11 protein-coding genes are annotated in these 14,393 nt (G+C 43.8%); 4 read left to right on the forward strand and 7 right to left on the reverse strand.

The genetic code is table 11. The features are described from left to right. Positions 1–95 precede the first annotated feature (95 nt). Both argS and AC3CKG_RS11815 read left to right on the forward strand, forming a co-directional pair. Positions 96–1,829, forward strand: a complete 1,734-nt coding sequence (gene argS, locus AC3CKG_RS11810) for an arginine--tRNA ligase (protein ID WP_065110961.1) — start codon at positions 96–98, stop codon at positions 1,827–1,829. A gap of 106 nt (positions 1,830–1,935) precedes the next feature. Next, positions 1,936–2,364 carry an HIT family protein gene (locus AC3CKG_RS11815; protein ID WP_065110960.1) on the forward strand — a complete coding sequence of 143 codons (429 nt, stop codon included), beginning with the start codon at positions 1,936–1,938 and terminating at the stop codon, positions 2,362–2,364. Positions 2,365–2,502: 138 nt separating this feature from the next. Here the strand turns inward: AC3CKG_RS11815 and AC3CKG_RS11820 are convergent, their stop codons facing one another. The 5 genes from AC3CKG_RS11820 to znuA form a co-directional block, all read right to left on the reverse strand. Continuing rightward, positions 2,503–2,733, reverse strand: a complete 231-nt coding sequence (locus tag AC3CKG_RS11820; protein ID WP_086049824.1) for a FeoC-like transcriptional regulator — start codon at positions 2,731–2,733, stop codon at positions 2,503–2,505. Next, entirely contained in the window at positions 2,730–5,003 is a 2,274-nt protein-coding gene (gene feoB, locus AC3CKG_RS11825) for a Fe(2+) transporter permease subunit FeoB (RefSeq protein ID WP_065103146.1), read from the reverse strand. The genes AC3CKG_RS11820 and feoB overlap by 4 nt, the downstream gene beginning before the upstream one ends. After that, positions 5,004–5,225, reverse strand: coding sequence for a FeoA family protein (locus tag AC3CKG_RS11830; protein ID WP_008221191.1), 222 nt, complete (start codon positions 5,223–5,225; stop codon positions 5,004–5,006). It abuts the gene before it with no gap. Positions 5,226–5,897: 672 nt separating this feature from the next. Then, the gene (locus tag AC3CKG_RS11835; RefSeq protein WP_488528393.1) at positions 5,898–9,248 is read right to left on the reverse strand and encodes a helix-turn-helix domain-containing protein; all 3,351 of its coding nucleotides are present in this window, start codon (positions 9,246–9,248) and stop codon (positions 5,898–5,900) included. A 280-nt stretch (positions 9,249–9,528) separates the two neighbouring features. Next, on the reverse strand, positions 9,529–10,413 hold the full coding sequence (gene znuA / locus AC3CKG_RS11840; protein ID WP_102361480.1) for a zinc ABC transporter substrate-binding protein ZnuA: 885 nt from the start codon (positions 10,411–10,413) through the stop codon (positions 9,529–9,531). Between the two features lie 83 nt (positions 10,414–10,496). Between znuA and znuC the strand changes: the two genes are divergently transcribed. Both znuC and znuB read left to right on the forward strand, forming a co-directional pair. After that, complete coding sequence (gene znuC / locus AC3CKG_RS11845) at positions 10,497–11,276, forward strand: zinc ABC transporter ATP-binding protein ZnuC (protein ID WP_017110326.1); 780 nt, start codon at positions 10,497–10,499, stop codon at positions 11,274–11,276. After that, entirely contained in the window at positions 11,276–12,061 is a 786-nt protein-coding gene (znuB, locus tag AC3CKG_RS11850) for a zinc ABC transporter permease subunit ZnuB (RefSeq protein ID WP_017084084.1), read from the forward strand. Before znuC ends, znuB begins: the two co-directional genes overlap by 1 nt. A gap of 174 nt (positions 12,062–12,235) precedes the next feature. Here znuB and sucD read toward each other — a convergent pair whose 3' ends face one another. Together sucD and sucC are read right to left on the reverse strand one after the other, a co-directional pair. Next, complete coding sequence (gene sucD / locus AC3CKG_RS11855; RefSeq protein ID WP_004734209.1) at positions 12,236–13,108, reverse strand: succinate--CoA ligase subunit alpha; 873 nt, start codon at positions 13,106–13,108, stop codon at positions 12,236–12,238. Then, positions 13,108–14,274: an ADP-forming succinate--CoA ligase subunit beta gene (gene sucC / locus AC3CKG_RS11860; RefSeq protein WP_004734210.1), complete on the reverse strand. Its 1,167-nt coding sequence runs from the start codon at positions 14,272–14,274 to the stop codon at positions 13,108–13,110. Before sucC ends, sucD begins: the two co-directional genes overlap by 1 nt. Positions 14,275–14,393 lie beyond the last annotated feature (119 nt).

Consider the following 14,393-nt stretch of genomic DNA (forward strand, 5'->3'; position numbering starts at 1 on the left):
GGCATTAAATCGTTAACTCGAAGCATAATTAACCAAATTTAATACCCACGAAATAACGGCCACTCTTATTCATCCTTGAATTGAAGGAAACGCGTGTGAATATCCAAGCACTGATTAATGACAAAGTATCTCAGGCTCTAGAAGCCGCTGGCGCACCTGCAGGCTCTCCTGCGGCTGTTCGCCAATCTGCAAAACCACAATTTGGTGACTACCAAGCAAACGGCGTTATGGGCGTTGCTAAACGACTAGGCACTAACCCTCGAGAATTTGCTCAAAAAGTATTGGACGTTCTAAACCTAGACGGTATCGCTTCTAAAGTTGAAATCGCAGGTCCAGGTTTCCTAAACATCTTCCTAGATGAAGCATTCCTAGCGCAACAAGCGGACGCAGCACTGGCTGACTCTCGCCTTGGTGTTGCAGCAGCTGAAGCACAAACAATTGTTGCTGACTACTCTGCTCCAAACGTTGCAAAAGAAATGCACGTTGGTCACCTACGTTCAACGATCATCGGTGATGCTGTTGTTCGTACACTTGAGTTCTTAGGTCACAAAGTTATCCGTGCTAACCACATTGGTGACTGGGGTACTCAATTCGGTATGCTTATCGCAAACCTTGAGCGTATCCAAGCTGAAACTGGTGAAGTTTCAATGGAGCTTTCAGATCTTGAGCAGTTCTACCGTGAATCTAAAAAGCTTTACGACGAAGACGAAGAATTCGCAGTAAAAGCACGTGGCTACGTAGTGAAACTGCAAGGCGGCGACGCATACTGTGCTGAAATGTGGAAAAAGCTGGTTGACGTAACCATGGTTCAAAACCAACGTAACTACGATCGCCTAAACGTATCACTGACACGTGATGATGTGATGGGTGAAAGTATGTACAACCACATGCTTTCAAACATCGTTGCTGATCTACAAGCACAAGGCCTAGCAAAAGAGTCTGACGGCGCACAAGTTGTATTCCTAGACGAATACAAAAACAAAGATGGCGACCCGATGGGCGTTATCGTACAAAAACGTGACGGTGGCTTCCTGTACACCACCACCGATATTGCATGTGCTAAATACCGTTTTGAAGAGCTGGGCGCAGACCGCGTACTTTACTTCATTGACTCTCGTCAGCACCAACACCTAATGCAAGCTTGGACTATCGTTCGTAAAGCGGGTTATGTTCCTGAGTCTGTATCTCTTGAGCACCACGCATTCGGCATGATGCTAGGTAAAGATGGTAAGCCATTTAAAACTCGCGCAGGCGGCACAGTTCGTCTTGCTGATCTTCTGGACGAAGCAGAAGTACGTGCAACTCAGCTGATTGAATCTAAAAACCCTGAGCTAGCAGAAGACGAGAAGAAAACCATCGCGAACACAGTAGCAATGGCAGCAGTTAAATACGCAGACCTTTCTAAGCACCGTACCACTGATTACGTGTTCGACTGGGAAAACATGCTGGCATTTGAAGGCAACACAGCACCGTACATGCAGTACGCATACACTCGTGTCGCTTCAATCTTTGCTAAAGCAGGCATTTCTATGGACTCTCTTGAAGGTGAAATCAAAATCACTGAAGAGAAAGAGAAAGCACTTATCGCGAAACTTCTACAATTTGAAGAAGCGGTACAGTCTGTTGCTCGTGAAGGTCAACCACACATCATGTGTAGCTACCTGTTCGAACTTGCTGGTCAATTCTCTAGCTTCTACGAAGCGTGCCCTATCCTTGTGGCTGAAGACGAAACCGTTAAACAGAGCCGCCTGAAGCTTGCTGCACTGACAGCTAAGACTATCAAGCAAGGTCTGTCGCTTCTAGGTATCGAAACTCTAGAGCGTATGTAATTCCCTTCGGGTTACAATGAATAAATACAAAGGTTGATGTGAGAGCATCAACCTTTTGTTTTATCTAACGTATACTGAATTCAAGAAATCGAAATGGATAATAATAATGAGCTTTGAACTTCACCCACAGTTAGCAAAAGACACCACGCTTATCGGCGAATTTCCACTAAGCTTGGCACTGCTAAGCAAAGACAGCGCAGTGCCTTGGGTTATCTTGGTACCAAAACGTGCCAACCTAAAAGAACTGCACCATCTACCAATGAAAGAACAACAGCAGTTCTTGCTTGAGTCTCAAGCGGTAAGCCAAGCATTAGAAGCGACATTCCAACCAGACAAATTAAATCTAGGCGCGCTAGGTAACATGGTGCCACAACTGCACATTCATCATATTGCACGCTTCAAAGATGACATCGCATGGCCAGGACCAGTATGGGGAAACACTAAAGGTGAGCAGCGTACAGAAGAAGAACAAGCTGCAATCCATACTCGTATCCAGAACGTTCTGTCATTGAGCTCTATCTTCAAGAAAGCGTAATTCGAGTTCATCTCATTACGCTTTAAAGCAAGGCAGTTCAAATAAAGACACATAACAAAAAGCCGCTCATCTAAAATAGGTGAGCGGCTTTTCTATTGTCTAATCTCGCCGTTTTCAACGAGAGTATGAAGACCTGAACTACATCATCACATTAAGTGACAGACCATCTTGTTTGCTGATGGTGTAACGAATACGAGTTGTATGTCCATGCTTGTTGGTGTCGACCAAGCGGGATATCTTCCCTTTCTTGACCCACACACTCAGCATCGCATCAACACCGTCTTCACTCATGCCAAACTTAGACGCGAGTTCACTACGAGCTGCGACACCCTCGTTATCAATGTATTGATGAAGTTCAGTTAAAATCATACGACTTGCACCTCTAATGCTTTCTGCTTACTGCCGACTTTCTTGAAGACTCGATACGTCAATACAAAGCCACCAGCAATCGCCACCATCCATACCGCACTGCTGACTGGATGAGCAGCGAAGTTTGCCGCTTGGTAATAGAAGGTCGCACCGAAGTAGCCAAGTGCCATTGTCCAAACTGCGATGAAACGCGCAAACATCTGACCAAATTCACGAACATAAGCACCCATCGCGGCCACACAAGGTGTGTAAAGCAAGATTAGGATTAAGTAAGCAAATGCCGCATGCCCTGATACAAATTTATCTTTCAGGTTACCAAAGATAGAAGTATCAACTTCTTGATCCGCAGCGACAGAACTTGAGTCCGATAAGTCACCCACTTCGATACCTAACGGATCTGAATAGCTCAAGCCAGATAGATTTTCAGGGATGGTCATGACTGCTTCTTGCAAGCTTGCAGCTAAATCGAATTCAGCCGCTTCTTCGTCTGAAGGTGTGGTGTACAAGCTGTTTAATGTACCGACAACCGCTTCTTTAGCGAAGATACCAGTGATGATACCAACCGTTGCAGGCCAGTTCTCTTCAGTAATACCAATCGGTTGGAACACCGGTGTCACAACTTGAGCCGCTTTAGATAGCACAGAGCTTTCGCTGTCTTCGTTGCCAAAACTGCCGTCCATACCCAGAGAGTTCAAGAAGCTCAGAATTGCCACAACCATTACGATTGTTTTACCAGCACCAAGCACGAAACGCTTCAGTTTTTGCCACGTTTTTAGCATTACGTTTTGCACAGTCGGCAATTCGTAATCCGGCATTTCCATAACCAAACTATCGCTGCTGCCAGGATAGATTGTATTTTTAAGGAATAGACCGGTGAACACAGAAGCAACAATACCCATGATATACAAAGCGAAGACTACGTTTTGTCCGGCACCAGGGAAAAATGCGGCTGCAAACAGTGCGTATACTGGTAAACGCGCACCACATGACATAAACGGTGCCATTGATGCTGCCAGTTTACGCTCACGCTCTTGGTCAAGAGTACGTGTTGCCATGATCGAAGGAACGTTACAACCAAAACCAAGTACCAGAGGAACAAAAGCCTTACCCGGCAAGCCGATTTTCTGCATCACTTTATCAAGTACAAATGCAGCACGCGCCATGTAGCCTGAACTTTCTAATACCGCTAAGAATAGATAAAGAGCAGCGATTACCGGAATAAAGGTAGCAACCGTTTGAATACCGCCACCGATACCGTCGGCAAGGATTGTCACTAACCAAACAGGTAAATGTCCGTCTAATAAGTGATGACCACCATCAACCAATAACGCACCTACACCAATATCAAAGAAGTCGATAAACGCACTACCGATATTGATAGAGAACATAAACATCAAGTACATAATGACAAAGAAGAAAGGAATACCAACCCACTTGTTCAAAATGAATTGGTCTGCTTTTTCTGTGAAGTTTCGGCTTAGCTTGCCTTCACTTCGGCGAACACGCTTACAAAGGTCATGTAGAAAAGTGTATTTTGCATCGGCAACCGCGAGATCAATATCAAAGTCAGCACTCAGGCGCACGCTATCAATTTGAGTGCGAGGCTGAGGAGCAAGACCATTTAGAACCAGGTAATCATTTTCTAAAGCACGAATCGCTAGTGCTCTATGCGACACATCAGCATCATCAAATTGTGATTCAACAGAAGGGATTAGTGCTTCTAATGCTGCGTCGTAATCGATAGAGATAGGGTCAAGGCTCACACCTTGAACAAGTAACTTATGAAGGCGTTCTTTAAAGCGAACCACTTGGCCTTTGTCGTTTGCAGACAAGCTCAGAACCGGACAGCCTAGCTCTTTTTCTAGAGCCTTAAGGTTAATGACCTGACGTTCACGCTTTAATACATCCATTTTGTTCAATACAACGATCATTGGACGACCCAACTCTCGCAATTGTAATGTCATGTATAAGCTTCTTTCCAAACAGCTCGCATCAACAACATTGATGATCACATCTGCTGGGTGAGTAAGCACAGCGCGAGATGCAATAGACTCATCGATGCTGTTCGCGTCATTACCACTGTCTAGCGCGTAGATACCAGGTAAATCGGTAAGCTGAAACTTATCACCAGCGTGAGAATAGACACCCGTCTTCTTTTCTACAGTTACACCGACCCAGTTACCAACATGCTGCTTGGCGCCGGTCAATGCATTAAATAATGTTGTTTTACCACTATTAGGGTTACCAACGGTTAGAACTTGATAATCCATTTAGATAACCTCGATTTGTTCTGCGATGCTTTCACGAATGGCGATTGAAACGCCTCTCACTTCAACTTGAAGCGGATCACCCATAGGTGCACGGCGAATCAACGTCACCTCGGTTTTTGGCAACATGCCCATGACCATAAGTTTTTTTCTAACTTCTGGTGTTAAACCTGTTAGTGCAACAATAGAAGCCGCTTTGCCTTGCTCTAGTTGTGAGAGTTTCATAAATACCCAATTCGTGACTGATAATGAGAAAGATTGTTATTACCAGCATAATACACATACATGACCACAATTCCATTGTGTGAAATCAATGTTTTCGAAAATACATACTCGTAAATTTCGTTAAAAACGTTTACGTCAAAAACGTTACTTTCAACAAGCAACGAGAACTACCTCACTAGTACGAACCTCTCAAAACAAAATAAAAACATTACTTATCAACAGCTTAAAATAATGTCGGTTTTCTCATGGCCATCTGTCGTTAATTTTATAAGTAAAATAAGTGGGCAGACGTATAGTTACTCCATCGAAGAGAAACTACTTCTCTTTAATTTTATTCCAGAGGTGATGTGGCTTGCCATATCACTCCGGCAGCAAGCGAAGGTGTCCTTGACACCCGTGGTATAGTCCCCCCGGCTATGCCACGATATTTTTTTTCTTCCTCGTTATATCCCTAGCAAATTTACTACAATCCTAACTCTCTATCTCTATCTCTATCTCTATCTCTATCTCTATCTCTATCTCTATCTCTATCTCTATCTCTATCTCTATCTCTATCTCTATCTCTATCTCTATCTCTATCTCTATCTCATATGAGCGTAAAAAAGCCCCAACACGAATGTCGAGGCTTAGAGTATCTTTATCTATATGAAAACAGTCTCAATCCGCAGCTCACTACTCTTCGTTGTTTTCTGCAAACTTAGAGGGAGACATACCAAAGTGATGCTTAAACCTTTGGCTAAAGTAGGACGGGTCATTAAATCCGGAATCAAAGGCTACGTCTGACACTTTTTCTCCCGCGAGTAAGCGCTCACAAGCATGTTCGAGGCGAACTTCATTCAAGTGTTCCTTGAATGTCTTGTGATAAGCGAGTTTAAAACGTCGTTGTAAGCTTCTCTCAGACATGAACAAAGACTTCGCAGCAGTTGCTGTACCAAATTCAGCATCAGCGTAGTGTTCACTTACAAGCTGTGACACTTTGTTTTTCCACTCTTGCTCCGCACTCACTTTTTGTTGTTCTGAACTTGAGACTGTGTGCTTGATCGTCTCGATTTGCTCTATGGTACTCGCTTCAAGGTTTTGCAATACTTGATATTCAATTGGCCAAGACAGTTGAACTTTATTTTGAGAATCCGAAATGAAGGCATTGAGTTCTCCACCACTTTGATTCATCAATAAAGGCAGCTTTTCAATATTAAGATCGGTTGATTTCCCACTACTGTCATTAATCGCTGAAGCCAACTTAGGGAAAGGCATACCATGATCTCTTATCGTAACAACGAGATGACCTTTAACCTCTTCCACCAATATCACCATACTCTGCGATTTGAAATTTCGCTTGATGATACTCGCGACCAAGCTATTAAAGATAATATCGAGATTAAAATACAACAGCGACACATGTCGATGCTTGGTTTCAACGCTGATATCCAGCTCGATTCCCGCTTTAGCTAAGTCGTCCTTCCAAGCTTTGAGTACCGACTCCAAGATCAAAATCACGTCGTAACAAACCGTTCCCTCTCCCTCTTGGCTATTACTCAATTGAGCTAAACCATTTTTTAACGCTAGGATCGGAGACTTTCCTTGGTCATCATTCCAATTGGGTAGCATTAGAGCAATCTGATTCACTTCATCAGACAATTCTTTCGCCGTATGAGAAACCAATACATTCTTAACAGACAGTTGCTTTTTGAGCTGTTGATTGGTCGTTAATAAAATCCGGCTTTGATGCCTTAACTGATCGGTCTTTAAAGCGACTTGCGCTTTTAAATGTCTATTGGCAAAAGTGACATAACGTGAACGCCAAAACACCAGAATAGTGACTACACAAATAAGTAGAATCAGGGAGCTTGCTGCTGCCCAATTGCTCAGATACCAAGGCTCAGCTATCGAGAAACTTTGATTGGTGGAAACAAAACGATAATGCGAGTCCTTCACCGGTTTCACTTCAAGCGTGTAGTCACCGGGAAGCAAGTGGTCTAGCGTAAGCAAGCCTCCCTCAAACTCGCTCCAAGGCTCATTGTCATTGAGCCTATACTCCATCGCAGGAGCAAACGTCGCCGGTAAAATACCAAGCTTGAAACCAATAGAAGAGCCGTAAGGTATTTCTTTTAAATCCAACGTTCTTCCACCAAGCGATACCGTTTCTTGGTCAACACTGATCTTGCTTAATAATGCTCGGCTATGAGGCGTCGTCGATACTAAAAGCTCATTGGACAATGCACTGACCACACCATACTTAGAGCCTAAAACAAGCCTCGAAGATTGATTTGCTTCACTATAAAACAGTGCACAAGCGCCCGCCGCTAATTCATTGGTGATCAAACCAAACGGTGAACCGATGTGTTTATGCAACTGGCCATCGAGTCCGTAATAACTGATCCCCTTAGATGATCCCAGCCATACCCCATTATCATCGCTGATCAAACAATTCGGGCTGATATTGTCTTCGACAAGGGCGATCTCATCAATGATGTTGCTGTCATAGGGAATTCGATACACACCGTAACTGCCAGCAAACCATTGAGAACCGTCCTTTGCTTGCTCAATATCGACAACTTTGCCAAATCTTTCACTAGAACGATTGAAACTGATTCTCTTATCGATAAATGAATAGAAACCATGATCCGTACCGATGTAAACACTGCCTTGCAAGCCTACATTGAGGTCTGTGATTTCGGCGGGGAGAAATTTATCGACCAACCAATCAGCGCCATAAGACGCTAACTGCATAGTCTGGATCGATAACGAATATAGGTTTTGCCCAGATGTCATCCACAAAGTTTGGTCAGGTTGAAGAGCAAAATTCTCAACATGAACGCCCTGAATCGCTCTCGGCAAATCGAGCGGTTCAGCCTGCAACGTTTGGGTATTAAAACTGAGAATGCCCTCTTCAGTTGCAATCCAGATTGATGAACCAAAGATCTCAAAATCCTTAACTGGTTTTGTATGAACACGAATAGGAACGTCTTCACTTTGCGAATCGACCAAATATAGGCCCATAGATGACGCGACCCAAGACTGGTGGTCAGCAACAGGCTGCACTTTGTTGATCACAACGCTACTCGAGTGCATTCCCATTCCGTTAAGTGGCGTTCGAGAAAAAGTCTTACTAAACAACGAGAAATAACGGATACCATTATTTGTCGCCACCCACATACCGCCAGCATGATCATTAATCAGCGAGTAAATTTTCTCGCCCGGTAACGAAAAGTCTTGGTTAGCCGCTTGTTCAAAACGAGTGATTTCGCCGGTAATAAAGTTGTAGCTAATCAGGCCGTGTTCAGTACCAATCCAATATTGATCCGTGGTTTCAGCAACAGAGAGAACATGCGAGCCACTGATCTTGGTCTCTTTCTCTGAATTAGCCAAATCGACAATCACAACGCCATTTAATGTACCAATCAGTAATTCACGTCTCGCATTCGAAAAGTAGACGGTTTCGATGTAGTGTTTATCGGAAGCAGGAACATGGGCAAACTCTTGATTTTCTGATAGGTAAGTGCCAGAACTTGTTGCCAGAACCCATTTTGATAGTACCCACTCAGCATCATTAATCGTAATGTCGCTACTGTTGTTGTATCGGTACAGTTTGAGAAGTGAGTAGGTATTAAATTCTAAGGATCGGGTGTTATACGTATAGAAATTGGCTCCATCTGTGACCCAAATAAAGTCACCGGAAGCACCAATATTGGCGATCTCAGCACCGGGGCTCAAACTGAAGGCGAGTTCATTACCGATGCCAGGACTATGTCGGTAGACTTCGTTGTCAAAAAAAGTCCAAAACTCATCGTTAAGAAAAGCAACGCTTTCCGATGAAAACTGTAGCAGACTGCCCTTGCGTGGAAGTAGAGCCCGACCATCATAAAAGAGCACTTTTCCATGCACATCATGGATCCACAATCCACCACCAGCACCTAGATAGAGATTTTTGGCCGCAAGGAAATTCCCCTGCGCCTGAACAGGCAAAGGGTAAAAAACAGAGGGTGAGGTATTTACCGCTAGAACGCTAAATGAAATGCTCATTAATATGAACATTCTGAAGATAATTTGAGACAACGTTTAATCCTGAACAGCAACAACACATGAAATTTCGTTCGCCACAACGTCTTATCGTTGCTTCAACGGAAACTAAGTTTTTTTGTGCTTATAATTATCTCTCTATTTTAGCGGAAATTATCGAAGGAGAAAGGAGGTTTGTAATTTGTTGGAAGGTTTTATCTTAGCGGTCACGAAAATGCCGCAAAAAGCGGCATTATTCATAAATTATCGAGAGCAAAGTTAGCAATTAATAACTCGCTAACCATTAACTTCCCGTTAGGCAACTTGTGTAGCTATCTGTAAGTTGCTGAAGAAATTCGAAATAACTTCCACTCTTAACTTCAACACTTGAACCGATTGGGTCAAGTTGTCCTTGTTTCGTGCTACTCCCACGAGTTACCGATTCAATAACAGCAGGTGTAAACTGAGGTTCAGCAAACACACATTGAACATTGTCACGGACCAGAGTTTTCTTAATCGCTATCAAGCTCTTCGCTCCGGGTTTACGTTCAGGGCTCACAGTAAAGTGACCTAAATTATTCAACTCAAACTCTTGCTCAAAGTAACCATACGCATCGTGAAATACGTAGTAGCCTTTGTCTTTAACTGGCGCAAGCTGTTCATGAATCGACTGCTGCTTTTCTTTCAAGGCAATCAAGAAGGAATCTAGGTTTTCTTGATACGCCATCGCATTGTCTGGATCAGTTTCAATCAACTTAGCTGAGATATAGTTCGCGGCTACTTCAACTTGATCGATACCTAACCAAAAGTGAGGGTCATGGCTACCATGATGGTGCCCTTCATGAGCATCGTGATCTTCATGTCCGAACTCTCTCAAATTAATCCCAGGGATTTCACTGATTTCGATAACGTTCTCTTTTGAACCAATCACCTTAGTCAAAAAAGCTTCTAGGTCGGGACCGAACCAAATCACCATATCTGCACTGTGAACTTTTTTGACATCAGATGGCTTAAGCGCATAGTCGTGTGGTGACGCATTGCTGTTCATCAACACATCTGGTTCACTAACGCCTTGCGTTAATTCTGTCACTATCATTTGAATAGGTTTGAAGCTTGTTAGAATAGTGCTCGCGCTTGCAACATTTGGGGCTAATAACAAAGTAGCAAGTATAAAATATGAACGTGACATAATTCCTCGATAATAGAAAAGTAGCTTAGGCTTGCGGTAAATGTTACATTATAACATTAGCGAATTGCAAATGAGTTCTATTCATGGATAACTTAATCCAACTAGATTCTGTTAGCGTCGAATTTGACGGCCGAAAGGTTCTAGACAACATCTCTCTAAATTTAGAGCGTGGCAGAATCACGACCCTAATTGGCCCCAACGGTGCAGGAAAATCGACCCTGGTAAAAGTGGTACTGGGCTTACAAACCAAATTTTCAGGTAAAATAACAAAATCCAACAAACTGAAAATTGGTTATGTTCCGCAGAAGCTAAAGCTCAATGATTCACTTCCCTTAAGTGTCGAACGTTTTCTTAAGCTGACAGGTAAGTTTAGCCAGCAGGAGATACTGGAAGCATTAAAGCTTGTTGGCGCAGAGCACCTACAGAAAAGCAATATGCATCAGCTATCTGGCGGTGAAAATCAACGAGTACTTATCGCTCGTTCATTGCTGAGAAGACCCGATCTTCTCGTTCTCGATGAGCCAGCTCAAGGCGTAGATGTTCAAGGGCAAATTGACCTTTACGATCTAATAGATACCATTCGTCACCGCTTTGGTTGTGCTGTATTTATGGTGTCACATGACCTGCATTTAGTGATGGCAAAAACAGACGATGTGATCTGTTTGCACCACCATATCTGTTGCTCAGGCGCACCTGCAGATATCAAACATCACCCCTCTTACATTGCGCTTTTTGGCACCGCGACCCAAGAGACCTTAGCCTTTTATCACCACCAACACGAACATCACCATCATGATCTCGCAGGACAACCTGTCGAAGGCGACGTACATGAATGTTCAAACCATAAACACGGACACCACTAATGCTTGAGTTTCTTCTTCCCTCTATTTTAGCTGGCTTGGGCATTGCTCTCATCGCGGGGCCACTAGGCTCTTTTGTGGTTTGGCGAAAGATGGCTTACTTTGGAGATACCCTTGCTCACGCCTCTTTGATGGGCTTAGCGCTTGGCTTCTTATTCAATATTAACTTGTACTTAGCGCTGCTGATTTGCTGTTTGATGCTGGCGGTGTTGCTGGTTACGTTACAAAAGCAGAAACTGGTTGCGACCGATACCCTACTCGGTATTTTGGCGCACAGTGCGCTCTCTTTAGGCCTTGTAGCGGTAAGCTTCTTAGACAATGTTCGTGTCGATCTAATGAGTTACCTATTTGGTGACTTGCTTGCAGTTTCTCCGACCGACTTAGTATTTATCTATGCGGGTGCAGCCGTGATTGGACTGGTGCTTGCTATCTTTTGGCGACCGCTATTGTCGACGACCGTTAACGAAGATCTCGCAGCGGTTGACGGCATCAACATTGATTTAATGCGTCTTATTTTGATGCTACTTGTGGGTATCGTCATTGCGGTAGGTATGAAGTTTGTGGGTGCGTTAATCATGACATCACTACTTATCATTCCCGCAGCAACGGCAAGAAAGTTTGCTAATACACCCGAACAAATGGCATTCCTCGCCTCAGTTATTGGCTCTATCGCTGTGTTCGGCGGATTAAGTTTGTCTTGGTTCTATGACACACCAGCTGGCCCTTCTGTTGTTATCAGTGCTGCGGCAATGTTTATGCTGTCTCAAATGTACAGAACCCGCGCTTAAAGTGAAAAGTCGGGATTCATTCTGGTTTTTAACAACACAACAGTTGATGCGGTAATTGTTTACAGAAGAATCGCTCACAAAAAATCGGTCACAAAAGAAAAAGGCTTGGTCAATGACCAAGCCTTTCTTATATCGTTCAGTTAACTTCTATCTCGTTAGATAAAAGCCAGCTGATTACCAACCCGTGATTTCACGTAGGCCTTTACCGATGTCAGCAAGAGACTTAACAGTCTTAACGCCTGCTGCTTCTAGTGCTGCGAATTTATCTTCAGCAGTACCTTTACCGCCAGAGATGATTGCGCCAGCGTGGCCCATACGTTTACCCGGAGGAGCAGTAACACCAGCGATGTAAGATACAACTGGCTTAGTTACGTTTGCTTTGATGAACTCAGCTGCTTCTTCTTCCGCAGTACCACCGATCTCACCAATCATTACGATTGCTTCAGTCTCTGGGTCTTCTTGGAAAAGTTTTAGGATATCAATGAAGTTTGAACCTGGAATAGGGTCACCACCGATACCAACACATGTAGACTGACCAAAGCCTTCATCTGTTGTTTGCTTAACTGCTTCGTACGTCAGAGTACCTGAACGAGATACGATACCTACTTTACCCTTCTTGTGGATATGGCCAGGCATGATACCAATCTTACACTCGTCTGGAGTGATAAGACCTGGACAGTTAGGACCGATCATGCGAACGCCAGTTTCTTCTAGCTTCACTTTAACGTCGATCATATCTGTTGTAGGGATACCTTCAGTGATCGTTACGATCAGTTCGATACCTGCATCAATCGCTTCTAGGATTGCATCTTTACAGAAAGGTGCTGGTACGTAGATAACGGTTGCTGTTGCACCAGTCACTTCTACTGCTTCACGTACTGTGTTGAATACTGGAAGGCCTAGGTGAGTTTGACCACCTTTACCAGGTGAAACACCACCAACCATTTGCGTACCGTATGCGATAGCTTGGTCTGAGTGGAATGTACCTTGACCGCCAGTGAAACCCTGACAGATTACTTTAGTGTCTTTGTTAATTAATACAGACATTATTTAGCCTCCGCAGCAGCAACAACTTTCTGAGCAGCATCTGTTAGAGATACAGCAGCAATGATATCAACATCAGAATTAGCAAGTACTTCGCGACCTAGGTCTGCGTTAGTACCTTCTAGACGAACAACGACAGGAACTGTTACGCCAACTTCTTTAACTGCACCAATAATACCTTCAGCGATCATGTCACAACGAACGATGCCACCGAAGATGTTTACTAGTACTGCTTTAACATTGTCATCAGAAAGGATGATCTTGAATGCTTCAGCTACACGCTCTTTTGTTGCGCCGCCGCCTACATCAAGGAAGTTTGCTGGCTTGCCGCCGTGTAGGTTTACGATATCCATCGTACCCATAGCAAGGCCTGCACCGTTAACCATACAGCCAACGTTGCCATCAAGTGCTACGTAGTTCAGTTCCCACTGAGCTGCGTGCGCTTCGCGCTCGTCTTCTTGTGAAGGATCGTGCATTTCACGAAGCTTTGGCTGACGGTACATTGCGTTTGAGTCAATGTTGATCTTGCCGTCTAGACAAAGAAGGTTACCTTCATTTGTAATAACAAGCGGGTTAATTTCTAGTAGAGCTAGGTCGTACTGAGCGAACATTTCACCAAGACCCATGAAGATCTTAACGAACTGTTTAATTTGATCGCCAGCTAGGCCAAGTTTGAATGCCAGTTCACGGCCTTGGTAAGCTTGAGGGCCAACTAGAGGATCGATCGCTGATTGGTGAATCAACTCTGGAGTTTCTTCAGCGATTTTCTCAATGTCCACACCGCCTTCAGTTGACGCCATGAATACAATTTTGCGAGTTGCACGGTCAACAACAGCACCTAGGTAAAGCTCGTTAGCAATGTTCGATGCTTCTTCAACTAGGATCTTTGTTACAGGCTGACCATTAGCGTCTGTTTGGTAAGTCACTAGGTTTTTACCTAGCCACTTTTGTGCAAACTCTTTAACGCCTTCTTTAGTGTCATGTAGCTCTACGCCGCCCGCTTTACCGCGACCACCAGCGTGTACTTGACACTTAACGACTTTCTTGGCTGTACTGATACGGCCTGCAGCTTCGAAAGCTTCTTGTGCTGTATCACATGCGAAACCTTCTGGTACAGGCAAACCGAATTCTGCAAACAGCTGTTTGGCTTGGTATTCATGCAAATTCATTTTGATATTCCGTTTATTTTCCCTTAAGGGATTATTATTTCCATAACGACACAGTTTCCTGTGGTACGTCTGTAGGGTCTTCTCAAATCAACTGCTGTCCATTTTCTAATGGCTTTACA

The organism is Vibrio sp. QJM3NY_15, from assembly GCF_057785995.1.

Coding starts and splice junctions, on each gene's coding strand:
- AC3CKG_RS11815 (WP_065110960.1), top strand. CDS start 1,936: ATGAGCTTTGAACTTCACCCACAGTTAGCAAAAGACACCACGCTTATC.
- AC3CKG_RS11820 (WP_086049824.1), bottom strand. CDS start 2,733: ATGATTTTAACTGAACTTCATCAATACATTGATAACGAGGGTGTCGCA.
- feoB (WP_065103146.1), bottom strand. CDS start 5,003: ATGGATTATCAAGTTCTAACCGTTGGTAACCCTAATAGTGGTAAAACA.
- AC3CKG_RS11830 (WP_008221191.1), bottom strand. CDS start 5,225: ATGAAACTCTCACAACTAGAGCAAGGCAAAGCGGCTTCTATTGTTGCA.
- AC3CKG_RS11835 (WP_488528393.1), bottom strand. CDS start 9,248: ATGAGCATTTCATTTAGCGTTCTAGCGGTAAATACCTCACCCTCTGTT.
- znuA (WP_102361480.1), bottom strand. CDS start 10,413: ATGTCACGTTCATATTTTATACTTGCTACTTTGTTATTAGCCCCAAAT.
- znuC (WP_017110326.1), top strand. CDS start 10,497: ATGGATAACTTAATCCAACTAGATTCTGTTAGCGTCGAATTTGACGGC.
- znuB (WP_017084084.1), top strand. CDS start 11,276: ATGCTTGAGTTTCTTCTTCCCTCTATTTTAGCTGGCTTGGGCATTGCT.
- sucD (WP_004734209.1), bottom strand. CDS start 13,108: ATGTCTGTATTAATTAACAAAGACACTAAAGTAATCTGTCAGGGTTTC.
- sucC (WP_004734210.1), bottom strand. CDS start 14,274: ATGAATTTGCATGAATACCAAGCCAAACAGCTGTTTGCAGAATTCGGT.